Source organism: Dyella flava, from assembly GCF_016904955.1.
In the GTDB taxonomy this organism is placed as follows: domain Bacteria; phylum Pseudomonadota; class Gammaproteobacteria; order Xanthomonadales; family Rhodanobacteraceae; genus Dyella_B; species Dyella_B flava.
This window is the reverse complement of the sequence record NZ_JADIKE010000034.1, coordinates 261,362-285,158: the sequence shown is the minus strand read 5'-3', so window position 1 is coordinate 285,158 and position 23,797 is coordinate 261,362. Positions and strand designations below refer to the sequence as shown.

Annotated in this window: 25 protein-coding genes; 17 read left to right on the top strand and 8 right to left on the bottom strand. The window is 61.4% G+C overall.

Annotation, left to right across the window (positions count from 1 at the left end; all coding sequences use genetic code 11):
• Window positions 1-261: 261 nt before the first annotated feature.
• On the top strand, window positions 262-807 hold the full coding sequence (locus tag ISP19_RS09455) for a MarR family winged helix-turn-helix transcriptional regulator (protein ID WP_204681109.1): 546 nt from the start codon (window positions 262-264) through the stop codon (window positions 805-807).
• Window positions 808-855: 48 nt separating this feature from the next.
• On the top strand, window positions 856-2,253 hold the full coding sequence (gene pssA, locus ISP19_RS09450) for a CDP-diacylglycerol--serine O-phosphatidyltransferase (RefSeq protein WP_204681108.1): 1,398 nt from the start codon (window positions 856-858) through the stop codon (window positions 2,251-2,253).
• 287 nt (window positions 2,254-2,540) lie between these two features.
• On the opposite strand, the gene ISP19_RS09445 is transcribed toward pssA, so the two are convergent.
• The gene (locus ISP19_RS09445) at window positions 2,541-3,137 is read right to left on the bottom strand and encodes a GNAT family N-acetyltransferase (RefSeq protein WP_204681107.1); all 597 of its coding nucleotides are present in this window, start codon (window positions 3,135-3,137) and stop codon (window positions 2,541-2,543) included.
• 56 nt (window positions 3,138-3,193) lie between these two features.
• On the bottom strand, window positions 3,194-3,400 hold the full coding sequence (locus ISP19_RS09440; RefSeq protein WP_204681106.1) for a YdcH family protein: 207 nt from the start codon (window positions 3,398-3,400) through the stop codon (window positions 3,194-3,196).
• Window positions 3,401-3,506: 106 nt separating this feature from the next.
• On the opposite strand from ISP19_RS09440, the gene ttcA reads away from it, so the two are divergent.
• The 6 genes from ttcA (at window position 3,507) to ISP19_RS09410 (ending at window position 9,312) form a co-directional block, all read left to right on the top strand.
• Window positions 3,507-4,388: a tRNA 2-thiocytidine(32) synthetase TtcA gene (gene ttcA, locus ISP19_RS09435; protein ID WP_204681105.1), complete on the top strand. Its 882-nt coding sequence runs from the start codon at window positions 3,507-3,509 to the stop codon at window positions 4,386-4,388.
• Window positions 4,389-4,444: 56 nt separating this feature from the next.
• Complete coding sequence (locus ISP19_RS09430; RefSeq protein ID WP_204681104.1) at window positions 4,445-5,644, top strand: amino acid aminotransferase; 1,200 nt, start codon at window positions 4,445-4,447, stop codon at window positions 5,642-5,644.
• 117 nt (window positions 5,645-5,761) lie between these two features.
• Complete coding sequence (locus tag ISP19_RS09425; RefSeq protein ID WP_204681103.1) at window positions 5,762-6,673, top strand: recombination-associated protein RdgC; 912 nt, start codon at window positions 5,762-5,764, stop codon at window positions 6,671-6,673.
• A gap of 347 nt (window positions 6,674-7,020) precedes the next feature.
• Window positions 7,021-7,788 (top strand): M48 family metallopeptidase, encoded by a 768-nt coding sequence (locus ISP19_RS09420; RefSeq protein WP_239556697.1) that lies wholly within the window; start codon window positions 7,021-7,023, stop codon window positions 7,786-7,788.
• Between the two features lie 76 nt (window positions 7,789-7,864).
• Window positions 7,865-8,446, top strand: a complete 582-nt coding sequence (locus ISP19_RS09415; RefSeq protein WP_204681102.1) for a methyltransferase family protein — start codon at window positions 7,865-7,867, stop codon at window positions 8,444-8,446.
• Window positions 8,447-8,583: 137 nt separating this feature from the next.
• Window positions 8,584-9,312, top strand: coding sequence for a hypothetical protein (locus ISP19_RS09410; RefSeq protein ID WP_239556696.1), 729 nt, complete (start codon window positions 8,584-8,586; stop codon window positions 9,310-9,312).
• 122 nt (window positions 9,313-9,434) lie between these two features.
• On the opposite strand, the gene ISP19_RS09405 is transcribed toward ISP19_RS09410, so the two are convergent.
• From ISP19_RS09405 to pip, 4 genes are all read right to left on the bottom strand, one after another.
• Window positions 9,435-10,424, bottom strand: coding sequence for an alpha/beta fold hydrolase (locus ISP19_RS09405; protein WP_239556695.1), 990 nt, complete (start codon window positions 10,422-10,424; stop codon window positions 9,435-9,437).
• Window positions 10,425-10,571: 147 nt separating this feature from the next.
• Window positions 10,572-12,428, bottom strand: coding sequence for a M1 family metallopeptidase (locus tag ISP19_RS09400; RefSeq protein WP_204681101.1), 1,857 nt, complete (start codon window positions 12,426-12,428; stop codon window positions 10,572-10,574).
• A gap of 75 nt (window positions 12,429-12,503) precedes the next feature.
• Window positions 12,504-13,145: a glutathione S-transferase family protein gene (locus ISP19_RS09395; protein WP_204681100.1), complete on the bottom strand. Its 642-nt coding sequence runs from the start codon at window positions 13,143-13,145 to the stop codon at window positions 12,504-12,506.
• 78 nt (window positions 13,146-13,223) lie between these two features.
• Window positions 13,224-14,174, bottom strand: a complete 951-nt coding sequence (pip, locus tag ISP19_RS09390) for a prolyl aminopeptidase (protein WP_204681099.1) — start codon at window positions 14,172-14,174, stop codon at window positions 13,224-13,226.
• 319 nt (window positions 14,175-14,493) lie between these two features.
• Here pip and ISP19_RS09385 point away from each other — a divergent pair, with 319 nt between their 5' ends.
• Entirely contained in the window at window positions 14,494-16,116 is a 1,623-nt protein-coding gene (locus ISP19_RS09385; RefSeq protein ID WP_204681098.1) for a DUF3300 domain-containing protein, read from the top strand.
• A 44-nt stretch (window positions 16,117-16,160) separates the two neighbouring features.
• On the opposite strand, the gene ISP19_RS09380 is transcribed toward ISP19_RS09385, so the two are convergent.
• Entirely contained in the window at window positions 16,161-16,667 is a 507-nt protein-coding gene (locus tag ISP19_RS09380; RefSeq protein ID WP_204681097.1) for an Lrp/AsnC family transcriptional regulator, read from the bottom strand.
• Between the two features lie 113 nt (window positions 16,668-16,780).
• Here ISP19_RS09380 and ISP19_RS09375 point away from each other — a divergent pair, with 113 nt between their 5' ends.
• The 4 genes from ISP19_RS09375 (at window position 16,781) to ISP19_RS09360 (ending at window position 19,780) form a co-directional block, all read left to right on the top strand.
• Window positions 16,781-17,713, top strand: coding sequence for a DMT family transporter (locus ISP19_RS09375; RefSeq protein WP_204681096.1), 933 nt, complete (start codon window positions 16,781-16,783; stop codon window positions 17,711-17,713).
• A gap of 29 nt (window positions 17,714-17,742) precedes the next feature.
• Window positions 17,743-18,432: a glutathione S-transferase family protein gene (locus ISP19_RS09370; protein ID WP_204681095.1), complete on the top strand. Its 690-nt coding sequence runs from the start codon at window positions 17,743-17,745 to the stop codon at window positions 18,430-18,432.
• A gap of 255 nt (window positions 18,433-18,687) precedes the next feature.
• Window positions 18,688-19,161 (top strand): acyloxyacyl hydrolase, encoded by a 474-nt coding sequence (locus ISP19_RS09365; RefSeq protein WP_204681094.1) that lies wholly within the window; start codon window positions 18,688-18,690, stop codon window positions 19,159-19,161.
• A 73-nt stretch (window positions 19,162-19,234) separates the two neighbouring features.
• Entirely contained in the window at window positions 19,235-19,780 is a 546-nt protein-coding gene (locus ISP19_RS09360; protein WP_239556694.1) for a lipid A 3-O-deacylase, read from the top strand.
• Between the two features lie 25 nt (window positions 19,781-19,805).
• Here the strand turns inward: ISP19_RS09360 and ubiE are convergent, their stop codons facing one another.
• Entirely contained in the window at window positions 19,806-20,555 is a 750-nt protein-coding gene (gene ubiE, locus ISP19_RS09355; RefSeq protein ID WP_204681093.1) for a bifunctional demethylmenaquinone methyltransferase/2-methoxy-6-polyprenyl-1,4-benzoquinol methylase UbiE, read from the bottom strand.
• Between the two features lie 136 nt (window positions 20,556-20,691).
• Here ubiE and ISP19_RS09350 point away from each other — a divergent pair, with 136 nt between their 5' ends.
• From ISP19_RS09350 to ISP19_RS09335, 4 genes are read left to right on the top strand one after another with little or no spacing between them, the layout of a single operon-like run.
• Window positions 20,692-21,231 (top strand): DsrE family protein, encoded by a 540-nt coding sequence (locus ISP19_RS09350; RefSeq protein ID WP_204681092.1) that lies wholly within the window; start codon window positions 20,692-20,694, stop codon window positions 21,229-21,231.
• A 15-nt stretch (window positions 21,232-21,246) separates the two neighbouring features.
• On the top strand, window positions 21,247-22,197 hold the full coding sequence (locus ISP19_RS09345) for a substrate-binding domain-containing protein (protein WP_204681091.1): 951 nt from the start codon (window positions 21,247-21,249) through the stop codon (window positions 22,195-22,197).
• Entirely contained in the window at window positions 22,194-22,856 is a 663-nt protein-coding gene (locus tag ISP19_RS09340) for a c-type cytochrome (protein ID WP_204681090.1), read from the top strand. The genes ISP19_RS09345 and ISP19_RS09340 overlap by 4 nt, the downstream gene beginning before the upstream one ends.
• Window positions 22,853-23,782 (top strand): c-type cytochrome, encoded by a 930-nt coding sequence (locus tag ISP19_RS09335; protein WP_204681089.1) that lies wholly within the window; start codon window positions 22,853-22,855, stop codon window positions 23,780-23,782. Before ISP19_RS09340 ends, ISP19_RS09335 begins: the two co-directional genes overlap by 4 nt.
• Window positions 23,783-23,797 lie beyond the last annotated feature (15 nt).

Here is a 23,797-nt window from a genome sequence, read left to right as displayed (position 1 = left end):
GCACGCCATTACAAGCTGTCAATCATTTTTTTATGAAAATTTTTCCGATCTGTCTTTGGAGGCCCGATTGGACGGATGGACGTCCATATCGGAGCGACTCATTCGGACTAATTCGTTTCATCAGTAACCAAAAAGAGTGGCGCTGATCACGCCAAATCAAATCGCTGTGCCAGTCATGAATGCCCGGTTTGCACAAGGACTCCGCCTCAACGCGGCGTAGGCCCACAAGAATTTGCACCGATCGGACATTAACGACGCGCCATGAGGCGTATCAAGATGAGGCGAATTCACTATCTCTTCTTACTCATGTCCATGTCCTTAAAAGCCCTAGCCCTGATCGAGCAACATGTCGCCAATATCAGCCGCCAGCATCCGGACTTTCCGTCCGAACTCGCCTTGTTCTTGCGCATGATGAAGCTGGCGAGCTGGCATCTGAGCAAGGCCGCTCAAGCCCTGGTAAAGACCTGGGGCCTCACTTATCTGGAATACAGCGTGCTCGCGGCGCTCTATGGCAGTGAAGGTCACGCCATGTCTCTCGCGGAGCTGTGCAGCACCATCGGCGAGCCATATAGCCAGGTCAGTCGGCTCGTCCAGGAGTTGCACGGGCGCTCACTGGTCGCACGCGGCCATGGCCATGCTGACCGGCGCAAAGTCATGGTGAGCCTGGACGAAGAGGGGGTGACATTGATGGAAGCCATCTTGCCCGTCATCAATACCATGGCCCACGACTATCTACGGCCGTTTGCACCGGGTGAAATGGACGAATTGATCAGGCTGCTCAAGAAGTCCATGGCCAGCATGGCTTAGGGCGCGGTGCAGTGCGGGACATTCCAATGAACCGGCTAACATGGCGGCATGAATGTCCGCCACCCACCACTTGCCCGCCGTCTTGCGCGACGTTTGTTGCCGCTGGGCCGCTTTTCGAAGCCGAGGCCGCAAAACTTGCCTGCCTTTGCGGTGCCCGCTGGATCGCTGCAGACGCTGGAGGGGCCGGTTGCCTTTCACGATACCTTGATGACGCTGATTGCGCAGGCCCGTCGGCGCATCGTGCTGGTTGCACTTTATCTGCAGGACGATCAAGCGGGACGTGAGGTGCTCGATGCCCTTTATGCGATGCACCAGGCGCGGCCTGAGGTGGAGATCGAAGTCTATGTCGACTGGCATCGCGCACGGCGCGGCCTGATCGGCAAGGCAGCCAGCGAAGGCAACGCGGCCATGTATCGTGAGTATCCCGCGCGCTTCGGCGATGGCGTCGCGATTTACGGCGTGCCGATCCAGAATCGCGAGCTGTTCGGCGTGCTGCATCTGAAGGGTTTTGTCGTTGACGATGCCGTGCTCTATAGCGGCGCCAGCATCAATGATGTCTATCTGGCCCGGCAGGGACGTTACCGGCTTGATCGCTACCATCTCGTCCGGCATGCCGGACTGGCCGAAAGCATGGCCGACTTCGTGCGGCGCTATTTGCGCGATAGCGACGCCGTACATCGGCTCGACGTGCGGTCGTTGTCTGCAACGCGCGATATGCAGAATGCGATCCGCCATTTGCGTCGGCAGTTGCAGCGCGCGCATTACCACGTGCCGCAGGAACCGCTTTCCGAGGGCGATGTCGCAGTGACGCCGTTGGTGGGTTTTGGCCGCCATGACAATCGGCTCAACGACGTCTTGTTGATGTTGTTGCGCCATGCACGACGGCGCGTGGTGTTGTTTACGCCGTACTTCAATCTGCCCAGGCCCGTGCGAGCGGTATTGGGTCAGTTGCTGCGGCGTGGCTGCACCATCGACATCATGGTAGGGGACAAGACGGCCAACGATTTCTATATCCCGCCTGGTGAGCCATTCCGCAAGATCGGTCTGTTGCCCTATCTGTATGAAAGCAACTTGCGCCGGTTTGCGCGCGCGCACCGTTCGCATATCGCGCGTGGACAGCTCAACCTGTGGCTTTGGCACGATGGTGACAACAGCTATCACGTCAAAGGCCTGTTGATCGACGACGAGGTTGCCGTGATCACGGGCAACAATCTCAACCCGCGTGCGTGGGCGCTGGATCTGGAAAATGGTCTGGTGTTGCGTGACCCCGCGCGCCGGCTTGCCGCGCAACATGAGGCCGAGTGGGAAGGTCTACGCCGTCATGCCACACGGCTTGAGGACTATCACGTGCTGGACAACCCGCGCCGTTACCCGGCCGAAGTGCGCACCCTGTTGCGCCGGTTGCGCCGCGTACGCCTGGATCGCCTGCTCAATCGTCTACTCTGAGCCCCAGGGATGCTCTGATCAATTCTGCGTGGACATCACCCCGTCATTTTAAATTCAATACGTTGGGGCCAGTCCTGTCTGTCCGCATGCCTTCCTCGCTCCTCAAGGCCGAGTACATCCATGTACTCTCCCCGCGTGCGGTCCGTCGTCTCGACAGACAGCCAGTCTGCCTTCCTCGCTCCTCAAGGCCGGGTACCTCCATGTACCCTCCCCGCGTGCGCCGACGTGCCTATGGCCTGCGAACAGACAGGACGGGTGACGCCCGCGCAGAATTGATCAGAGCATCCCTATGCCGTAAGCCTGGTCAGTCGCAGGTCCAGCCAGCGCTGCACGTCCGGCCATTCGCTGGCGATGATCGAATAGAACACCGTGTCGCGCAGGCTGCCATCCGGCCGCCGCATATGGGCGCGCAGTACGCCATCGCGCTGGGCGCCGAGGCGCTCGATCGCGCGCTGTGAATCGAGATTGCGCCGATCGGTGTGGAACTCGACCGCCACGCAGTCCAGCGATTCGAAAGCATGCTTGAGCAACAATCGCTTGCACGCGGTATTCAAATGGCTTTTCTGCCAGCGCTTGGCATACCAGGTGTAGCCGATCGCGATACGTGGCAGCTCCGGCTTGAATTCATAGAACCGTGTGGTGCCGACGATCTCGCCGCTGGTTTTCTCGCGCACCGCAAAGGGCAGCATGGTGTCGGCGGCCAGGCCATCCAGGGCTTTCTGGATATAGGCCGCGACCTGGCCGGGCGCGGGTGCGCTGGTGAACCATAGCTTCCACAGCTCGCCATCGGTGGCGGCGGCTTCAAGCTCGGGTGCGTGGTGCAGGCCGAGAGGTTCGAGCAGGACGTGATCGTCCTGGAGGGAGACTGGGGCAAGTGTCGGCATGTTCGGGCAGGGGACTCGGGCAGGGCTTAAGGAATAGCACAAGCCAGGCGCGGGCCTCAGGCGTCAAGATCAGGGATGAGTTTGCTTTCCAGCCGCGCGATGGTGTCCTTCAGCAGCAGCTTGCGTTTCTTCATGCGGGTGATCTGCAGCTCGTCGCAGCCGAGCGAGGTGGCGAGCTGCTCGATGGCTGCGTCCAGGTCGCGATGCTCCTGACGTAGTTCGGCCAGAAGGTGAGCAATCTGGGTCGGATCCTGGGCCTGCATGGCGGACAAATCGCAAGGGCGGCGGTAGAAGCCAGATTGTAGCGCGCCGGAATGGGGCGGGTGGGATGGGTACAATAGGGCGCTTGCCCGCCGTGATGTTGCCGCCATGTCCGCCCGATCTGAGGTCGTTCCACCCGAAGTCGCCCGCAAGCAGGTCTATGAGGCCGGCAAGCTGGCCAAGCGCCTGCGCCATCAGGTTGGCCAGGCGGTTGCCGATTTCAACATGATCGAGGACGGGGACAAGGTGATGGTGTGCCTGTCCGGTGGCAAGGATTCGTACACGATGCTGGACATCCTGCTGTCTTTGCAGGCCAAGGCGCCGGTTCGTTTCGACTTGATCGCGGTGAACCTGGATCAGAAGCAGCCAGGGTTTCCCGCGCACGTGCTGCCGGAATATCTCGCCGGACGAGGGATTCCCTTTCATATTATCGAGCAGGACACCTACAGCACGGTCACGCGGGTCATCCCCGAAGGCAAGACCATGTGCAGCCTGTGCTCGCGCCTGCGGCGCGGCGCGCTCTATTCCTGGGCGGCGGCGAACGGCATCACCAAGATCGCGCTGGGCCATCATCGCGACGACATCCTTGGTACGTTCTTCCTCAATCTTTTTTACCAGGGCAGCCTGAAGGCCATGCCGCCGAAGCTGCGCTCGGACGATGGCAGTCACGTTGTCATTCGTCCGCTCGCTTACTGTAAGGAAAGCGACATCGCGGACTATGCTGCGCACAGGCAGTTTCCGATCATTCCCTGTAATCTCTGCGGTTCGCAGGACAACCTGCAGCGTAAAGCTGTCAGCCGCATGTTGCATGAGTGGGAGCGCCAGTATCCCGGACGCAGTGAAACCATGTTTCGCGCACTGGGCAATGTGGCGCCCTCGCAATTGGCGGATCGCCAGCTGTTCGACTTCGCTTCGCTTGGTTCCCGCGAGGGCGCCAGGCGGGCCGATGTTCATGGCTGGCTCGCGGGAACCGAAGGCGACCATAATTAGAAGTCAGGCGGGCGTTTGGACGTCCATACTTTCATCCCCTTTAATCGAGTAAAGCCGTGTCCCTCTTTGCATCCGTTGAAATGACCCCGGGCGATCCGATCCTGGGACTCACCGAAGCTTTTGTGGCCGACAGCCGTCCCGGCAAAGTGAATCTGGGCGTTGGCATTTATTACGACGAGACCGGCCGCATCCCGCTGCTGCGCGCCGTGCGCGAAGTCGAGGAAGCGCTGGCGCGCGAAGCCAAGCCGCGCGGCTATCTGCCGATCGACGGCCTGCCGGCCTACAACCAGGCTACGCAGAAGCTGGTGTTCGGCGCGGAGTCGCCACTGCTGGCCGCTGGCCGCGTTGCCACCTCGCAGACGATTGGCGGTAGCGGTGCACTGCGCGTGGGCGCCGAGCTGCTGCGCAAGGCGCTGCCCAAGGCCAAGGTGGTGATCAGCAGTCCGAGCTGGGAAAACCATCGCGTCGTTTTCAATGCCGCGGGTTTCGACGTGGTGGATTACGCCTATTACGATGCCGCCACGCATGGCCTGGATTTCGCGGGCATGCTCGCCGATCTCGGCAAGCTGGAGCCGGGTACGGTCGTGCTGCTGCACGCCTGTTGCCATAACCCTACCGGCGTCGACCTCTCGGCCGAGCAGTGGAAGCAGGTGGTGGCGCTGGTCAAGGATCGCGGCTTGCTGCCCTTCATCGACATGGCCTATCAAGGCTTCGACAAGGGCATCGACGCGGATGCCACGGCGGTGCGCCTGTTTGCCGAATCCGGGATTGAATCGTTCGTGGTGGCCAACTCGTACTCCAAGTCGTTCTCGCTGTACGGCGAGCGCGTGGGTGCGTTGTCGATCGTTGGCGCCAATCGCGAAGAAGCGCTGCGCGTGCAGTCGCTGGTCAAGCGCATCATCCGCTCGATCTACTCCAGCCCATCGACGCATGGCGGCGCACTGGTCGCCGGCGTACTCAACAGTGCGGAATTGCGTGCGCTGTGGGAACAGGAGCTGACGGAAATGCGCGAACGCATTCACGCGATGCGTGCCGGCATGGTGCAGGGGTTGGCGGCGCAGGGCGCGGCGCAATTCGGATTCATCCAGCAGCAGGCAGGCATGTTCTCCTACTCCGGCTTGAGCAAGGCGCAAGTGGATCGTCTGCGTGAAGAGCACGCGATCTACGCCATCGGCACCGGACGTATCTGCGTGGCGGCGCTCAACCGCGGCAACCTCGATAACGTGGTCGCTGCCGTCGCAGCTGTCATTCGCTAACACTTCACCATCGTCGCCCCGGCGTAGACCGGGGCCCAGTGTCCTTGGGCTCTGCACAAGAAGCCACTGGGTCCCCAGCTGTGCCGGAACGACAGATATTCGCGAACCGGATCCTGCATGTTTTTCCGCAACCTCACGTTATTCCGCTTTTCTGCCGCTGTTGCCGACGATCTGAAGCGCCTCGAAGAGGCACTGGGCGAGCATCGCCTGCGGCCCTGTGGTCCGCTTGAAATGGGCACGCGCGGCTTCGTGCCGCCGGTCGGCCGTGGTGACGAGGCGGCGATGACGCACGTCGTCAACGCCTGCACCCTGCTCACGGTGGGCAGCGAGGAAAAATTGCTACCGGCCGCGGTGGTCAATGACGAATTGCAGCGCAAAGTACAAAAGATCGCCGAAGAAGAAGGGCGCAAGGTTGGTGGCCGCGAACGCAAGCGCATCAAGGAGGATCTGCTCACCGAATTGTTGCCGCGTGCGTTCGTGCGCAGTTCGCGCATGTCGGCTTATGTCGATCGCAAGGGCGGTTGGCTGGTGCTTGATACGTCCAGCCGCAAATCCGCTGAAAACGCGCTGACGCAGGTTCGCGAGGCGCTTGGCAGTTTTCCCGCTGTTCCGCTGGCGCCGGAAGAAGGGCCGCGCGTGCTGATGACCGACTGGCTCGCGCATGGCAACCTGCCGGGCGGCCTGGTGCTGGGTGACGAATGCGAGTTGCGCGATCCGGCCACTGCCACCGGCGCCATTGCCCGCTGCCGTCGCCAGGATCTGGATGCGGAAGAAGTGAAGGAACACCTGCGCAATGGCAAGCAGGTGTTTCAATTGGGTCTGGTCTTCGACGATCGCATCAGCTTCGTGTTGGGCGAAGACCTCGTCGTACGCAAATTGAAATTCCTCGATGCCGTGCTCGATGAGCTGGGCGACAGCCAGCAGGACGCCGCTGCGGAGATGGACGCCCGGTTTGCCTTGCTGACCTTGGAGCTCGAGCGTCTGCTGGGCAAATTGGAAGAGTGGTTCGGTCTTCCTCGCCCAGAGTGATGCTTTCTTCGTTCACGCGGACCTTGCGGCACAGCTTCGCGTGGCCAGGCGACGGATGGATTGCGTGGCCATCTTTTCACTACCCAAGGCGTGACGGCCGCAAGGCCGCCGAGCGGGCGTGGGGGCAGCTTGGCGGGGCCGGGGCATGCGGTCCCAGGAGGGCCTGAAGGCTCTCCTGCAACCTGCCTGTCATCGGCCAAGGCGTCCCATAATGGCTGAGACGCGCGCCAGATCGAGCTTCCCGGGGTGAGGCAAAAAAGACCCTTGCGCATGGAGCCCCGCGCCCCACATCCTGCTTGAGCCCGGGGGCTCTTTTGGCGTCCGGCGGTAGTTCTGAAGGCAGGATCATGGCGTACCTCGACGGCGACTGGCTGGAGTTGGCGACCCCCAGCGGCAACACCATTCGTGTGCTCAAAGCATCGCATCCGCGCGCGCGGCGTCTGCGTCTGACGGTGTCGCCGAAAGGCGCACGCATCACCTATCCGCAAGGCACGCATCCGTCACAGGTCAACGCATTTCTCCGGCATAACGCCGATTGGCTGGAGAAGAAACTGGACGAACTCAACCTGGTGGTCGAGCCGCTGCCGCCGCTGCGTGTCGGTGTATCGGTCGAATTTCCGCTACGCGGTGAGATAACGACGCTGGACTGGGACGAAGGTGCGTATCCGCGCGTCGCGGCGTACGAAGGTGGTCTCACGCTGGAGATTCCGCGTCCGCACAGCCGTGCATTGCCGGTGGCGCGTGGGCTGCTTGCTTCGTATTTCGAAAACCAGATCCGTCGCGATGTGTCGCGTTGGCTCGCCGGCTACGTCCCACAACTTGGGCTGGCGCCGACGGCGCTGCGCATTCGCCCGATGAAAAGCCTGTGGGGCAGCCTCGATACGCGCGATCGCATCAATCTCGATCTGGCCTTGGCGCTGGCGCCACCCGCGGCCTTGCGCTACGTGCTCGCACACGAACTGTGCCATCTGAAGGTGCGCAATCACTCGCCGCGATTCTGGGCGCATGTCGAGTCGATCTTTCCGGATTGGCGCGAACAGCGCGACTGGCTGCGCCAGAACGGCGCCACGCTGAAAGCGGAACTGGACAGGCTGATTGCCGACGTCGCCGATTGAGCGCTCCATTTGGGCGCATTGAATGATCCTGCTGCAAGAAGGATAGACTGACGCCACTGCATTCAAGGGCGTGCTTATGTCGACTTCTGCCGGTGGATTGTTCGCAGGGGCCTGGCTGCTTTGGCTGGTCTACTGGTGCGTGAGCGCCATCGGTGTAAAAGCTGCGGTACGGGTTGAATCCAGCGCTTCGCGCTTCGGCAAATATGTACTGCCGATTATCGTAGCGGTGTTGCTGTTGTGGGATTCGTATGGATGGTTGCGCGGGACCTTCCTCGACCAACGCTTCGTTCCGGCCAGGCAGTGGATTGTGTGGCTCGGTTTCTATCTCACCGTGGCGGGCCTGGCGTTTACCTGTTGGGCACGCGTGATCCTTGGCCGCAACTGGAGTGGCGTCGTGCAGCTCAAGCAGGATCATGAGCTGATCGTGCGTGGCCCCTACAGCATTGTGCGCCACCCCATTTACACCGGACTCTTGCTGGCTTTTCTGGGCAGCGCGATCGCCGTGGGTGCGTGGCGTGCCTTGCTTGCCACGGCTATTGTCGGTGTTTCGTTCTGGCGCAAATTGCGTCTGGAAGAGCGCTGGCTGTGCGAACTGTTTGGCGATCAGTATCGCGATTACATGCTGCGCGTTAAGGCGTTGGTGCCATGGGTGCTTTGAGTGCGGAGAATTTCCGCAATTTCCTGCGGATGCATTCCTGCCATGTCCCATGGAAGATGGGGCCATTAGTGGGGTCACTTCACGATCACAACGTGGGCAAATAGACTAAATCCGATATTGTCCCAGGGGGAATTTCGATGTCTCGATGGATGTTTGTGCTGGGCACATGCCTGCTGTGCGGTTCCGCCTATGCGACTTCGGTAGATGCTCCTGCGCTCAAGACAGGGGATACCTGGGTCTACACGTATACGACCGAAAACGGCCAGCACGGGTGGGCGCAAAAGGACGAGGAAATATCGGTAGAGCGTGTCATGGGTGACGGTGTACTGGTCACGCTCAACCAAAAGGGGTCCAATCAGCCGCCGCAAGAAGAGCTGCGTGGTTTGGACTGGAACCATGCCGTTGACATCAACGGCAAACAGCAAATTGTTTCCCAACCGTTGTCCTTCCCGTTGAAGGAGGGCAAGAAGTGGGAGTTGAGCTATATCCAGGCCCATCCCGATCCGAAACTGGTCAGTCACACTTTCGATTGCAAATACGCCGTCACCGGTTGGGAAGAGGTGCAGGTGCCGGCCGGCAAGTTCAACGCGCTCAAGGTCGAATGCGATGGGCAGTGGTCAAACGAGCTCGCCCCGGGAGTGAATGTGGCGTCCGTCGCCTCGGCGAACCAGACGGGCGCCGCCGCGGCAATGCAGAGTCAACGCATCCTGCCTCATACTGTGATATCAGGGCGCATTTATCGCGCTTACTGGTATGTGCCGGAGATCAAGCGCTACGTGAAGGCCGTGGAAGAAAGCTACAACACCAGCGGCTTCCGCAGTTACCGGCTAACTGAAGAGCTGGATTCATTCAAGCCCGCTAGCTGATTGCACCGGCTAGCCCGGCTATCCCCGGGCATCCGGCCGTTTCCGTTCAATGCAGCGGCTCTGCTGTGCTGCGAAGACAGGCAGGCAGAGCCGTTTTGTGGCGGCGATGAAGATGCTGCCGGTCAATGAGCCAGCACAAAGCTGGTCAAGACCTGCGAGAACGCCTCCGGCTTTTCCAACTGCGGCATGTGATTGCAGCCGTTGAGGATGCTGGTGCTGATGGCCGGCGCATGCGTCAGGCCATCGCGCAGGCTGTCCAGCGCCGAGATGTCAATGATCTTGTCTTCGCGGCACCACATGCCGAGGGTCGGCATGGTGAGCTTGTCGAGACGATTCTGCAGCGCCAAGGTCTGCGAGGGTTCGCGCAGTTCGTTGAAGGTGTTCTCGATAAAGGCGCGATTCTTGATGTTGTCCTGCACGAACACGTCGATGAAGCGGCCCGGGATATGCGGCACGTGTTCGAAGGCCAGCGAGGTGGCGCGCAGGAAGCCGGCGCGGTCGTCATAGATAAACGGATCCTTGCCCGCCATGGCCTCTTTGGCGAAATCGTTCTCCTTGAACTTCAGGCCGAAGGAGTCGACCAGAGCCAGTTCGGCGACATCCTGCGGATGCTCGGCGGCATACACGCCGGCGATCGCGCCGCCCATCGAATGGCCCACGAACAAGGCGTGCTGCAGATGTAGCGTCTGCACAAAATCGTTCAGGCGCTCGGCCTGATTGTCGATGTTGTAGCTGGCGCCGGGAATGCGCGAAGACTCTCCCCAGCCCGGCAGATCAGGAATCACCACGCGGAAGTGCGCGGTCAGCATCGGCGCCACTTTCAGCCACACTTCCTTGTTGGCGGCGAAACCGTGCAGCAGCACGATGGTAGGCCCCTGGCCGCCTTCGTAATACACCCAGTTGGTATCGCCGGCCTGTACCGAATGTTTTTCCAGCCCGGCATTCATCGCTTCGCGCAGGGCGCCGGCCTTGATCAGCCACTGCGGCGCGAACAGGTAGCTGCCGCCGAGCAGCACGATCAGCAATGCGGCGACGATCCCCAGGAATTTCAGGCGGCGGATCAACAGTCGCTGCCAGAGCGGGCGGGCATTGGTATTTGCGGGTGTACTCATTTCCGTGACTCGCAATAGACGGTGTCTGGTATGTGTCGCTCAAAAGAGACGGTTTGCCGGTAAACGCAACATCGCCGATGCTTCACCCCGGCTTTCGCCGGGATGGGGAGATATCCGTGCATCGGCGACGCGCATGGCGGGCATGGTTTACGGCTTGCCGGCTTTGGCTTTCACAAACAAGGCTTCAACTGCCTGCTGCGTAAGCGGGTGATAGCCGTTCTTTGCCTTGGCGTACACCTGCTCGGCGAACGCCAGGCCATCGGGCGTCTTCACCAGCGCCGCGTAAAGCGGCATGGTCAGGTAAAGACGGCCGATGCGTGTCATGTGTTCCGCTGCGGCCGGCCAGACGGCCTTGTCGCCAGCGTTGATCGCGTGCACGTACCAGCGCATGCCGATTTCCGCATTCGGTGTGCCGGTGAGATGCCAGGCCGCGTCGAGTTCCTGCATTTTGGCGAGCGGCGGTGCATCCGGCATGCCATCGAGGAAGTACATCCATTCCTGTGTGTTCCAACCCTTGGCATCGAGCTTGTCAGCCGTCAGCGTGCCGGTAAGGAAGGCGCTGCGTTCCTTGTCGATCGTGGCGAAGTTCGGCGACACCGGCATCGGCGCATGCTTGGGAATGTCGGTGCCGTAGACCCAATCCTGCACTTCGTCCCAGCTCATCTTGCCGGGGTATTTGTCGATCAGGTTCGGCTTCATGAAGGCGAGCATCTGTTCGGTGGTGATGCTCTGGAAGGCGAAGTGGTTGAAGTAGTTCTTCAGGTAGTTGTCGAAGGTGTCGCGGCCGAAGCGCTGTTCCAGCGTGCGCAGAAACCACGAGCCCTTGAAATAGGCGACATCGGAGAGCGAGTCGTCCGCGTCGACATTGCCGGGCTTGGGCGCAAGGCGGCGTGAGTTTTCCGGCATGCTCGGCAAATCTTTCTGCAAAGCCTGGATATCGAGCAGCGCTTCTTCGTTTGCCTGACGCGTGCCGTACAGCGCCTCGGTGATGCGGCCCTGCACATAGGTCGTTACACCTTCGTTGAGCCACATGTCACGCCAGGATGCCGCCGTCACCAGGTTGCCGGACCACGAATGCGCCAGCTCGTGTGCCACCAGTGAGACCAGACTCTTGTCGCCCACCAGCACGGTCGGCGTGGCGAACGTCATGTTGGGATTTTCCATGCCGCCATACGGGAAGCTCGGTGGCAGTACGAGAATGTCGTAGCGGCCCCAACGGTACGGACCGTAGAGCTTCTCGGCCGTCTCGATCATCTTTTCGGTGTCTTCGAATTCGTGTGCCGCCTTGCCGACCACCGACGGCTCGGCATACACCGCCGAGCGCGGGCCGGTTTCCTTTACCGCCAGATCGCCTGCCGCAATCGCCAGCAGATAGGACGGAATCGGATGGGTCTGCTCGAAGCTGAAGTCGCCGTTCAACGGATGCTTGGGATCGTTCGGCGCGCTCATCGCTACACGCGTATCCGCCGGTGCGGTGACATGCGCAGCATAGGTGAAACGAATCGCGGGCGAATCCTGCAGCGGTACCCAGGAACGCGCATGGATCGACTCGGACTGCGAGAACATGAAGGGCTGCTTCTTGTCCGCCGTCTGCGCCGGCGGCAACCATTGCAGGCCGCTCGCGCTGGGCGATGTCGTGTAGACGATGCGCACTTCGTGCGGACGCTGCGGCGTCTGGATGGTCAGCTTGCTGCCGAGTTGCTTGTCGCGCGGCGCCAGCGCGTATTGCAGCGGAGCCGTCTTGCCGCTGGCATCGACCGATTCGATGCGGGCGATATTCAGATCGCGCGTATCCAGCACCAGGGCAACGGCCTTGGGATCCTTCCAGTCCAGCGTAAGCGTCGCCTGTCCGTCCAGCTGGTGCTGTGGAAAGTCGATCTTCAGCGCCAGGTCCAGGTGGGTGACGCGCACCTCATCCGGCTGGGCATAGGAATAGGGATCGTTGGCATGGGCCGCGAAGGGCAGGACCAGCGCGCCAAGGGCCAGGGTGCGAAGCGGGGACATCGGGGCTTTCCAGTGGGACTTGAGAGCGGCGAGTATGCCACTGTGGCCCCGGTCCCGGCCCATGGCGGAAGCGGCTCAGGGTAACTCGCTGGTGCTAAACGGGTCGTCCGAGTACGGATGCATGGTGGCCAGGAAGCCGGGCTGGGATTTCACCCGCGCTAGCCACGCACGGACATGCGGATAGGGCTCAAGCGAAAAGCCCGCCTCCGCGGCGTGGCTGGTATAGGCGAAGACCGCGATGTCGGCAATGCAGTAGCCGTGATCGGTCAGGAACGGCCGCAGGGCCAATTCACGCTCGAGTATCTGCAAGCTTCCGTGGCCGGTGCTGCGCTTCATCTCGACCAGGGCGGGAGCGCGGCGCTCCAGCTTGCCGGTGAGTGTCCAATAGCGCAGCGAGCCGATCACCGATTCGATGCGTTCCTGCTCGAAGCTCAGCCATTGCTGCACTTTGGCGCGGCCAAACGCGTCAGCCGGCAGATAGGGCGTATCGGTGGCGAGGAAAAACAGAATCGCAGCCGATTCCGCCAAGGTGCGGCCGTCTTCGAGTTGAATCGCCGGCACCGTGCCGGTGGGGCTGATGCGCAGATACGCGTCGGTGCGGCCTTCACCTTCAAAGATGCTGATGTTGACGGTGCGATAGGGGCGTTGCAGGTGCTGCAACAGTTGCCGGACTTTCCAGGCGTTTTCGGAGGCGGGATAGTCGAACAAGGTGAGCATGCGGCAAGCTCCTGAATTCAAGCCGGCGTGATTATTCTCAAGCCTTCGATGCCGCGATATCTGATTCTTGTGCGGTGCTCAGACGTAACGGTCGGCCAGGCGATCCGTGGCTTGCACCAGCGCATCCACAATCGCCGGTTCCGACGCGGCATGGCCGGCCAGCACGATATGCAGCTCTGCTTCCGGCCATGCCGCGGCTAAATCGCAGGCGTTTTTCGCCGGACAGATAATGTCGTAACGACCATGCACGATGGTGGTCGGAATGTGGCGCAGTTTTTCAACGTCGCGAAGTAGCTGGTTGGACTCGAGAAACGCATGGTGGCGGAAATAGTGCGCTTCGATCCGCGCCAGGCTCAGCGCCACTTCCGGTGCGGCGAAGCTGGCCTCGGTTTCCGGACTTTCTTCCAGGGTGATGCCGCCGCCCTCCCAGGCGCCCCACGCTTTTGCCGCAGCCAGCCGCACGGCTTCATCGTCACTGGTCAAGCGTTGCCAATAGGCGTCGAGCATGTTGCCGTGTTCTTCCGGCGGAATGGCCGATGCGTAGCGCTGCCATTTCTCCGGCAGGATCCACGAAGCGCCGCCTTCTTCGTAATACCAGCGGACCTCTTCAGGCCGGCACAGAAAGATCCCGCGCAGCACCAGGCCAAGCACGCGTTCGGGATGTTTCTGTGCATAGGCCAACGCAAGCGTGGAACCCCACGAGCCGCCGAACACCACCCAGCGTTCGATGCCGAACTGTTCGCGGATGGCTTCGATGTCGGCGACCAGGTGCCAGGTGGTGTTGTCGGTCAGATCCGCAAACGGGGTGGAGCGGCCGGCGCCGCGTTGATCGAACAGCACGATGCGGTATCGCGCCGGATCGAAGAAGCACCGGTGATAAGGCGATAAACCTGCTCCCGGTCCGCCGTGCAGAAAGATCACCGGCAGCCCGGCAGGGTTGCCGCATTCCTCGACATAAAGCGTGTGTCGCTGATCGACCGCGATGCGATGTGTGCGATAGGGCTCGATTTCGGGATACATCGTGCGCATGGTGTGGTGATCCGGCATGAGAGAGCAGCGTGGAGTGACGCGCGGGCGGCAAAACGGCTCGCGTTTGCCAAGTCGCAAGGACAGAACTGACATGAAGCTTACCGGCTTGCCTAACGCCAACCAAACGCGGGGAATATTCATCAGCGATTAGCCCAAATAGAACAATCGCAAAGGCATACTGCGTTCCCGTCCCTGGCCAAATGGCCAGGCAGGTTAGGGTGTTTCGGTGGATCCGGTTCAGGGGCTATCCGCCGCACATGGCAAGAAGCTGGAAAACCGAACGGTTTTTCATAACCCGATATCGCGAAGGAGTCGACCCTTGGTCAAGCAACGTTCTCTCAGCATGGCGATTGCCGCAGGCGTATGCGCAAGCATGCTGGTCCTGGCCGCTTGCAATCAGCAGCCGGCATCGAATCAGGCGAGCGCGCCGGCATCGTCCGCCAGCGCCGCGGGGCAGCAGCAGGCAGCTGCCTATACGCCTCCGACGGCGGACCAGCTGTATCAGATGGTTGCGCCGATCGCACTGTTCCCCGATAAGCTCGTCGCGCAGGTGCTGGCAGGATCGACCTATCCGGATCAGATCACGGCGGCGGAAAACCTGCTGACGCAGAATCCCAACCTCAAAGGCGATTTGCTGCAGGCTGCGGTGGAGCCGCAAAGCTGGGATGCCAGCGTCAAGGGCCTGACCCAGTTTCCGTCCGTGCTGAGCCAGATGGCGCAGAACAGCCAATGGACAGCGGCCTTGGGCGAGGCTTACGTCAACGATCCTACCGACGTGCTCAACGCCATCCAGGTGATGCGTCAGCGCGCGCGTGCGCAGGGCAACCTGCAAAACTCCGCGCAACAGGCGGTTACCGTGCAGCCGGTGCAGCAGGTACAGGCGAGCGAGCAGCAGTCCGGCTATGTCGTCAGCGGTGACGCGCCGCCGGTGTATGACGGTCCGGCGGTGGTGCCGCCGCCGGAACAGATCATCCAGATTGACCCGGCGCAACCGGATGCGGTCTATGTGCCCAGTTACGACCCGCAAACCGTCTATGGCGGCGAGGTGGCGTACTACCCCGGCTATGCATACGCGCAGCCGACCTACACCACCGGCCAGGTGGTCGCGGTCGGCGCCATAGTGTTCGGTGCGGCGATTGTGGTGGGCGCATTGTTCGATCACCACGGTGGCGGTGGCTGGCATTCGTGGGGCATGAACTGGGGCGGCGGTTATAGCGGCGGTTACAACGGCGGCGGTGGCGGCGGCTGGCATCGCCCGGCGGTGGTCTACAACAACCAGACTTACGTATCGCGCTCGACCACGGTGATCAATCGCTACACCAACGTCACCAATGTCACCAACAACGTCACCAACAATCGTTACAACAGCAACGTCAGTAACAACTTCACCCACAACCAGAACCAGTTCAATCGCAACGCCACCAGCAATGTGACCAACAACAATCACCCGGCGGGGCAGCCGATGAGCGTGCCGAACTTTGCACGCGCAGGTTATCCGTCGGCGCAGGCACCACATGCTGCGGCACCGGAGCAGCATCCGGCCGCACCGGCGCGATTCACGCAAGCGCCGCATCCGAATGCAGCGCGTCCACAACCGGCTGAAGCGGTCCAGCGGCCTGCGACCGTGCCACATCCGCAGGTGGCGTCCCATCCGTCGACGCCACAGGCTCGTCCGTTGCCGCAGCAACCGGCGCATCCTGCGCCGCAGGCGGTGGTCCATGCAGCGCCTCAGGCGCATCCGCAGCCGGCATTCCATCCGGCGCCGCAGGCACAGCCGCATCCTCAGGCCCAGGCGCCACGCCCGGCACCGGCCCAGGAAGTGCATCGTCCCGCGCCGCCGGCCGAACACGCGCCGGCTCCTGCGCCGCATCCGCAGCAGGCTCACCCTGCGCCGGCCCATCAGCCGCCGCCGCCCAAGAAGAAGGATGATTCGCATAACTGATGCGCATGCGCTTCACCCCTCCCCGGGGTACCGGGGAGGGGGATTCAATCTTGCGACAAGCTTCGTCCCGCATCCCACATTGAGCGGGTGAGCGGCCGATTCGCATGCGGTGTCTGCAGCACGATCAGGGTTGTCGTGCTGATGCTTGAATGCATTTTCAGCAGACGATCGAGCACCGCTTCCAGATGGCTGATCGACATGGCCACCACGCGCAGCAGCGCGGAATCCTCGCCGGCAAGACGGCGGCAATCCAATACTTCCGGTACGTTTTCGACAATTTTCCCGATACGTGCGCAGATCCCGCCATCGCACCGCAGGCGGATCATCGCATCGATGCCGTAGCCGAGCCGCTTGGGATTGATTACTGCGTGATAACCGGTGATCACACCGGCTTCCTCCAGGCGCTTTACGCGTTCGGCCACCGCCGGCGCGGACAGGCGCACCTTGCGCCCCAGTTCGGCGTAGCCCAAGCGGGCGTCACGTTGCAGGGCTTCCAGCAATTGCCAATCTTTGGCGTCCCATTCGGGTTTCGATTCGTAGGTTGTAGACATAAATTGATATTTCGTTCGACGGCGAAACATACGGGTTGGCTTTGGGGCCATTATTCCTCGGCGATCGGCGCAAGACTAGGATTTGCACATTCCATCCCCCGCGGAATCGATCCATGGACAGCACGGAGCGCCTCGACGGGCGCGCATTGGTTTACATCGCCATAGCCCTGATCACCTGGTCATCGGCGTATGCCGCCATCGCCTATGCCTTGGCCTCGTTCACGCCGGGCGAAGTGGCCCTGGCACGCTTGGCCATTGGTTCGCTTTGCTTCGCCTTGCTGATTTGGGCCAAGCGCGTTCCGCTGCCGCAGCGTAAGGACTGGCCGCAACTGGCGGTGCTGGGGGTGATCGGCCTGACTGTCTATCACCTCTGCCTCAACTACGCCGAAACGCGCATCGCCAGCGGTACGGCGGCGATCATCATTTCGCTGGTGCCTGCCGCTACCACCACGCTTTCGGCGCTGTGGATCGGCGAACGCATCAGCATGCGCAACATGCTTGGACTGGGTGTCGCCTTGCTGGGTGTGGTGCTGGTCGTGCTGGCCAGCGGCAAGCAGGTGAAGTTGCAACCGATGGCAGGCCTGGTGGTAGTCAGTGTGATCGCTTGCGCGGTGCTCTTCGTCGGTCAAAAGCCCCTGTTTACGCGTAACAACGTGATTGGCGTCACCGCCTTTGGATTCTTTGCCGGCACCTTGGGCACCGTGCCGTTCGGGTTGGGGTTGCCGCATGCGCTGGCGTTGGCGCCGTGGTCGCATATCGCGGCGCTGTTGTGGCTGGGCATCGCACCGACATTCGTAGGGTATCTGGCGTGGAACGCGGCCTTGCACCGTGCTTCGGCATCGCAGGTTTCCAGCTTCATCTACCTCTCGCCGCCGATCGCCGTATTCATCGGCTGGATCTGGTTGGGCGAGCAGCCGGGCTGGTTGACACTGATAGGTGGCGCTATCACGGTAGCCGGTGTCGCGCTGGCCAATGCCCGCCGCAGCAAACCCGCATCTGCACCGATGGCTGCTGCCGCCACCGAGCAGGCTTGCAAGCAGACCTGAGCGCCATTCAAATTCTTGAAGGGGGAGTCATGTACACGCTCCACATCGCCAACCGGAATTATTCTTCCTGGTCGCTACGCCCATGGATTTTGCTGACCGAGCTGGAGATTCCTTTCGAGGAGAAGCTCACGCCGTTCCAGCACGGCACATCATCGAGTTGGACGGTGTTCCGCGCGTTTTGCCCCACCGGCAAGGTACCTTGCCTGCATGACGGCGATATCACGGTGTGGGATTCGCTCTCCATCGCTGAATATGTGGCGGAGCAGCATGCCGGCGTGTGGCCGGGCGATGTTCGCGCGCGTGCCTGGGCGCGCAGCGCCGCAGCGGAAATGCATTCAGGCTTCGATGCCTTGCGTTCCCACTGTCCGATGAACTGCGGCATCCGCATGCAGTTGAACAGTATGCCGGCGGCACTGATGCGTGATATTGCGCGTTTGAATGAACTATGGAGCGAGGGGCTCGCGCGCTTCGGCGGACCTTTCCTGGCGGGAGCGGCGTTCACCGCGGTGGATGCATTCTTTGCGCCGGTCGTGTACCGCATCCAGAGCTATCAATTGTCAGTGGATGACGCTCTGCGTGCCTATGTGCAGCGCATGCTTGTGCTACCCGGCATGCAGCGTTGGTATGCGGCGGCGCTGCACGAAAGCTGGCGCGATCCCGATCATGAGGCGGAGACGCTGCGCCAGGGAACGCTGTTGCAAGATCTGCGCGCGGCGTGATGGCCGTGACAGCAATATCGATCAGATAGCGAAATCTTCGCGTCTTCAGAACAATCGGATAAGCAACGCGAGACCATGCTGTGGCTGTCCGCGCGCAAACGCAGGCAACCAAGAAATCACCCGGGCGGGTGGTTACAGGGGTTTGTGACTTGATTAGGCTGACAGTGGCTGTCCCGGCAGGTCCCCCCAATGTCTGCTCCCCATACATTCCGTCGTTTTGCGGCCGTACTTCTGCTATCTGTTGCAGCTACAGCCATGGCCGCCGATCCGCAGTTCTCGATCGAAGGCGGCGTAAGCTTCCTGGGCGGTTATTTCGCCTGGAATCAAGGCACTCCCGCGGTCTTTGGTGAAACGGTCTTTGGCGAACACGCCATCGGCAATAGCAACTTCACCTGGGCACCGGACATCTTAGGCGGCTGGATCGATGGCCGTGACATCGCCAATTTCCATTACGACCGCTACACCACGCGCGATCACATCTGGTTGCTGGCGGGCGGTGTGCGCTTTCATTACGGTGCGGCCGATGCCTGGTATCGCCCCTTGTTTTTCAGCTTTCAGCCCACTTTGCACACTGGCCGCACCCAGGGTCTGAGCAGCAGCTACGAATTCACCAGCACCCTAGGCTGGCAGGGCCGGCACTGGATGTTTGCGCTACGACATAGTTCCAACGCGTGGCTGCACATGCCGAACCGGGGCGAGAACATGCTGCTGGCGGGCATCTCGTTTTGAGCAGGAGCGCATAGCCGGCCAGAGCCTATAGACGCGATGGATCGCCATGGTCCCGTTGCTGAGATTCCCTATCATGAACACTAGAGCAGTCTTGAGCTGCCTGACGGTACTCGTGTTGACGTTTGGTTGCGTAGCGCATCCCGCCATCGCCGCTGATCCCCTGATATCCATTGAGGGTGGATGGAGTTTCATGGGCATGAACTACACCGTCGACAAAAGTACGGCGGCGGCGTTTGTAGAAGCTCTGTTCGGTGACCACCCGATTGGCAGCACGGCATTCACCTGGGCGCCGGACGTCACCGCCGGCTGGATTTCAGGACGTGGCTATCCATGCGGGGACTATCAAGGCTACTCAGCCCGCAACGACATCTGGCTGATCGCCGCCGGCTTGCGCTTTCATTACGGCGCCGCAAACGCGTGGTATCGCCCGTTCTTCTTCAGTCTGCAGCCCACCTTGCACGCCGGGCTGACGCCGGCGGAGAGCGGCAATTACGAGTTTACGCTTACCTTGGGGTGGCAGGCCCGGCATTGGATGCTCGGCGTGCGCCACAGCTCCAACGCCGACTTGAACGGGCCCAACCTGGGTGAAACGATGCTTGTCGGGGGCGTTACCTTTTAAGCCCGGGCTCCGGCGCGGGGCGGCGTCAGAGTTTGTAGGCGCGATGGATCGCCACAATGCCGTTGCTGAGATTGCGTACTTCCACGCGTCCAAAACCGGCGCTTTCCATCATGGTCTTGAGCGTTTCCTGATCCGGATGCTTGCGGATCGATTCGGCCAGATACTGGTAGCTGTCGGCATCGCCCGCGAACAGGCGCCCCAGCTTGGGCAGCACCTGGAATGAATGGAAATCGTAGAGCTTGCCGAACAGCTCGCTCTGCACCTTGGAAAACTCCAGCACCAGGGCACGGCCGCCGGGTTTCAGCACGCGGCAGATATCGGCCAGCGCCTTGTCCTTGTCGGTGACGTTGCGCAGGCCGAAGGCCATGGTCACCGCGTCGAAGCTGTTGTCGGGGAAGGGCAGCATCTCGGCATTCATCTGCGCCCAGCGCAGGCCGGATACCAGGCCGCGATCGGTCAGCCGGTCACGCCCGACATTGAGCATGGCGGCGTTGATATCACCCACCACCACATCGCCTTCGTCGCCCACCACCGGCTTGATCAGCGCGGCGATATCGCCGGTGCCGCCAGCCAGATCCAGTACCCGGTCGCCGCGGCGGATGCCGCTGACGGCCACGAAGTGGCGCTTCCACAGGCGATGGACGCCGAACGACATCAGGTCGTTCATCAGGTCGTAGTTGCGGGCCACCGAGGTAAACACCTGGCCGACCAGCTTTTGCTTTTCCCCGACCGGAACGTCGCGGAAGCCGAAATGGGTTGTGGGCTGTTCGCTCATGGCGTCATGGTACAGGATGGGGGATGGGGATGAGACAATCCTGTCCGCCACCTACGCAACAACAAGTGGTCCGCTGGGCGAGAGCGGCGTAGCCTTCTCACTGCTGCGGAACTGCACCGCCTGATGAGGGGAAAACATGAAACGTTCGGTCCTGCTGTTGTCCTGTGTCGCTGGCCTGTTTGCTTACGGTGTTGCCGCAGCACAGAACGCCCCGCAAGCGATCACTGCCGCCGGTGCCTATCACCCGCTGCCGCACGCGGCCTATCAGCCCGATCGCAAGGCAACCTACAAGGTGGTGTTCGCCCTGACCAAGGCCAGCGACAAGCCCGACCAGATCAATCCGGGCATCGAGCGCGTAGCGCGTACGGTGAACCTGTATGTTTCGGCAGGTGTGCCACTGGATCATCTGAAATTTGTCGCGGTGGCCTATGGCCAGGCCACCGGTCTGGTGCTGGATGATGAGCACTACAAGGCGCAGTTCGGTACGGCCAACCCCAATCTCGCAGTGATCCGTCAACTGCGCAAGGCCGGAGTTGATGTCGCGGTATGCGGTCAGGCCATGGCCGAACATCACTATCCCAACGAGTGGGCCGCCAAGGACGTCACCCTTAGCTTGGCTGCGCTCACCACCATTACCGAACTGGAGCAGCAGGGTTATGCCCTGATGCCGCTTTAAGAAACGGAGCCGATCATGTCGCCGTGCTCGAATCGTCGCTGGTTACGCGCTTTGCTGACCGGCATGCTGGCTGTCGCCGCTAGCTTTGCCTATGCCGGCCAGACGGATTATCTGCCGCCGTGGAATCCACCGCCGAGTGGCGGTGTCTCGTTCGCGGTGCCCCCGTTCGATGCCATAGCGGATCTGCATGGCGACATCGTCGATCCGCAACTCACGGTATTTTTTGCCGGCAACCAGTTCATGGTGGTGCATGACCTGGTCGACGCTTTCAGGCAACGCTATCCGCAGTACCAGCGCATTTACGTGGAAACCTTGCCGCCGGGCATCCTGGCCAAGCAGATCGAAACCGGTTCGCTGGTGATGGGCAATCTGCGCATTGCGCTGAAGCCGGACATCTTTACCAACGGCAAGGGTTCGATAGCGGAGCTGCAAAAACAACACGGCTGGTTTGCCGACACTGCCGATTACGCACGCAACCCGCTCGCCATCCTGGTGGCCAAGGGCAATCCCAAGCATGTGGAAGGCCTGAAGGATCTGGGCCGCGCGGATGTGCGTGTCAGCATGCCCAATCCACAATGGGAAGGCATCGCCAAGCAGATCGAGGCCAGTTATCGCAAAGCCGGCGGCGATGCGTTGGATCACACCATCATGGATAGCAAGGTCAAGGACGGCAGTACCTATCTGACGCGCATCCACCATCGCGAATCTCCATTGCGCGTGTTGCAAGGCGAATCGGATGCGGCACCGGTATGGTCAACCGAAGCCTACTTCCAGCAGCAGATCCTGCATCGTCCGGTGGAAACGGTGGCGATTCCCGCCGAGCAGAATGTCACCGCAACGTACACCGCGGCGCGCATGAAAGATGCGCCGCATGCGCAGGCCGCCAAGGATTTTCTCGCCTTCATGACATCGGCCCAGGCGCAGGCCATCTACCACAAATACGGCTTCCAGCCGCCGCAGCCATGAAACAGACAGTGATCGCCTTGCTGATGTGTTGTGCGCTTTGGGCGGGCGCTACATCGGCCGATACATCCCAGGGCGCCACGATCGCGCAGCAAGGCAATGGGCATGGCGCAGCGCCTTGCATGGCTTGCCACGGCGCAGATGGCGGCGGCCAGGCGGCAGCCGGGTTCCCGCGCTTGGCCGGTTTGCCTGAAGCCTATCTGCGCAAGCAACTGGATGATTTCGCCAACAGCTCGCGTACCAGCGCCACCATGCAACCGGTGGCGATGGCCTTGAGCGATGCCGAGCGTGATGTGCTGGCCGCTTACTACAGCAAGTTGCCGGTACCGGCTCCGGCCGCAAGTCCTCCGCTCAAAGACGATGTCGCACAGCTCGGTCAGGTGCTGGCCACGCGTGGGCGCTGGTCAAATACGCTGCCTGCATGTGAGCAATGTCATGGGCCAGGGGGCATCGGCGTCGGCGATCATTTCCCGCCACTGACCGGGCAATCCTCGACGTATATCGGCAACGAGCTGCATGCGTGGCAGCAAGGTTCGCGGCATAACGATCCCCAGCAACTCATGCAAAGCGTCGCCGGCAAATTGAGTGAGGCGGATATCGCCGCCATCAGCGCGTGGTATGCCGCGCAGCCGGCGGGAGTGCCGAAGGAGTCGCAGCCATGAAGTCGAAAACCTCGGCACTGATCATCGCAACACTTGTACTTGCCGCATGCGAACATTCCACGCCGCAGACGGCTGCGCCTGTTGCAAAAGCTCCCGCGCCGGCATCCTCAGCGCCAAAAAGCGCAAGCCATTTCACGCCGCCGCCGGAATCGGCCATTCCCAATGATGATTTCGGCAAACAGGTGGCGTTGGGCCGGCAGATTTTCATGGACCCGGGCAAATATGCCAAGGCTTACGTCGGCAATCAGCTGAGCTGCGAAAGCTGCCATCTGGATGCCGGGCGCCTTGCGCATTCCGCGCCATTGTGGGGCGCTTATCCGATGTATCCGGCCTATCGCAGCAAGACGCACGACGTCAATACGTTTGCCGAACGACTGCAGGGTTGTTTCAACTACAGCATGAACGGCAAGGCGCCGCCGCTGGGCGATCCGGTGCTGGTGGCGCTTGAGACGTATGCGTATTGGATGTCCAAGGGCGAGCCGATCGGCACGTCGCAGCCGGGGCGCAGCTACCCGAAGTTGTCCAAGCCTGCGCTTACGCCTGATTACGCGCGCGGCGAAACGGTGTTCAAACGCGATTGCGCGTTGTGCCACGGCGACAACGGCCAGGGTCAGCAAGCCGCGGGGCATACGGTGTTCCCGCCGTTATGGGGGCCGCAATCCTTCAACTGGGGTGCCGGTATGGAACTGGTCACCAACGCAGCCGGTTTCATCAAAGCCAACATGCCGCTCGGGCGCGGCAATACGCTGACCGATCAGGATGCGTGGGACGTGGCGTACTTCATGAATGCGCACGAGCGTCCGCAGGATCCGCGCTACAAGGACTCCATTCCCGCCACGCGTGCGGCTTTCCACGACACGCCTGATTCCTTGTACGGCACGACCGTCAATGGGCATCTGCTGGGGCAGGGCGGTGCGAGTCCTTGAAGGGGATGGGCAGTG

Coding starts and splice junctions, on each gene's coding strand:
- ISP19_RS09455 (WP_204681109.1), top strand. CDS start 262: ATGAGGCGTATCAAGATGAGGCGAATTCACTATCTCTTCTTACTCATG.
- pssA (WP_204681108.1), top strand. CDS start 856: ATGAATGTCCGCCACCCACCACTTGCCCGCCGTCTTGCGCGACGTTTG.
- ISP19_RS09445 (WP_204681107.1), bottom strand. CDS start 3,137: ATGCCGACACTTGCCCCAGTCTCCCTCCAGGACGATCACGTCCTGCTC.
- ISP19_RS09440 (WP_204681106.1), bottom strand. CDS start 3,400: ATGCAGGCCCAGGATCCGACCCAGATTGCTCACCTTCTGGCCGAACTA.
- ttcA (WP_204681105.1), top strand. CDS start 3,507: ATGTCCGCCCGATCTGAGGTCGTTCCACCCGAAGTCGCCCGCAAGCAG.
- ISP19_RS09425 (WP_204681103.1), top strand. CDS start 5,762: ATGTTTTTCCGCAACCTCACGTTATTCCGCTTTTCTGCCGCTGTTGCC.
- ISP19_RS09420 (WP_239556697.1), top strand. CDS start 7,021: ATGGCGTACCTCGACGGCGACTGGCTGGAGTTGGCGACCCCCAGCGGC.
- ISP19_RS09415 (WP_204681102.1), top strand. CDS start 7,865: ATGTCGACTTCTGCCGGTGGATTGTTCGCAGGGGCCTGGCTGCTTTGG.
- ISP19_RS09410 (WP_239556696.1), top strand. CDS start 8,584: ATGTCTCGATGGATGTTTGTGCTGGGCACATGCCTGCTGTGCGGTTCC.
- ISP19_RS09405 (WP_239556695.1), bottom strand. CDS start 10,424: ATGAGTACACCCGCAAATACCAATGCCCGCCCGCTCTGGCAGCGACTG.
- ISP19_RS09400 (WP_204681101.1), bottom strand. CDS start 12,428: ATGTCCCCGCTTCGCACCCTGGCCCTTGGCGCGCTGGTCCTGCCCTTC.
- ISP19_RS09395 (WP_204681100.1), bottom strand. CDS start 13,145: ATGCTCACCTTGTTCGACTATCCCGCCTCCGAAAACGCCTGGAAAGTC.
- pip (WP_204681099.1), bottom strand. CDS start 14,174: ATGCGCACGATGTATCCCGAAATCGAGCCCTATCGCACACATCGCATC.
- ISP19_RS09380 (WP_204681097.1), bottom strand. CDS start 16,667: ATGTCTACAACCTACGAATCGAAACCCGAATGGGACGCCAAAGATTGG.
- ISP19_RS09375 (WP_204681096.1), top strand. CDS start 16,781: ATGGACAGCACGGAGCGCCTCGACGGGCGCGCATTGGTTTACATCGCC.
- ISP19_RS09370 (WP_204681095.1), top strand. CDS start 17,743: ATGTACACGCTCCACATCGCCAACCGGAATTATTCTTCCTGGTCGCTA.
- ISP19_RS09365 (WP_204681094.1), top strand. CDS start 18,688: ATGGCCGCCGATCCGCAGTTCTCGATCGAAGGCGGCGTAAGCTTCCTG.
- ISP19_RS09360 (WP_239556694.1), top strand. CDS start 19,235: ATGAACACTAGAGCAGTCTTGAGCTGCCTGACGGTACTCGTGTTGACG.
- ubiE (WP_204681093.1), bottom strand. CDS start 20,555: ATGAGCGAACAGCCCACAACCCATTTCGGCTTCCGCGACGTTCCGGTC.
- ISP19_RS09350 (WP_204681092.1), top strand. CDS start 20,692: ATGAAACGTTCGGTCCTGCTGTTGTCCTGTGTCGCTGGCCTGTTTGCT.
- ISP19_RS09345 (WP_204681091.1), top strand. CDS start 21,247: ATGTCGCCGTGCTCGAATCGTCGCTGGTTACGCGCTTTGCTGACCGGC.
- ISP19_RS09340 (WP_204681090.1), top strand. CDS start 22,194: ATGAAACAGACAGTGATCGCCTTGCTGATGTGTTGTGCGCTTTGGGCG.
- ISP19_RS09335 (WP_204681089.1), top strand. CDS start 22,853: ATGAAGTCGAAAACCTCGGCACTGATCATCGCAACACTTGTACTTGCC.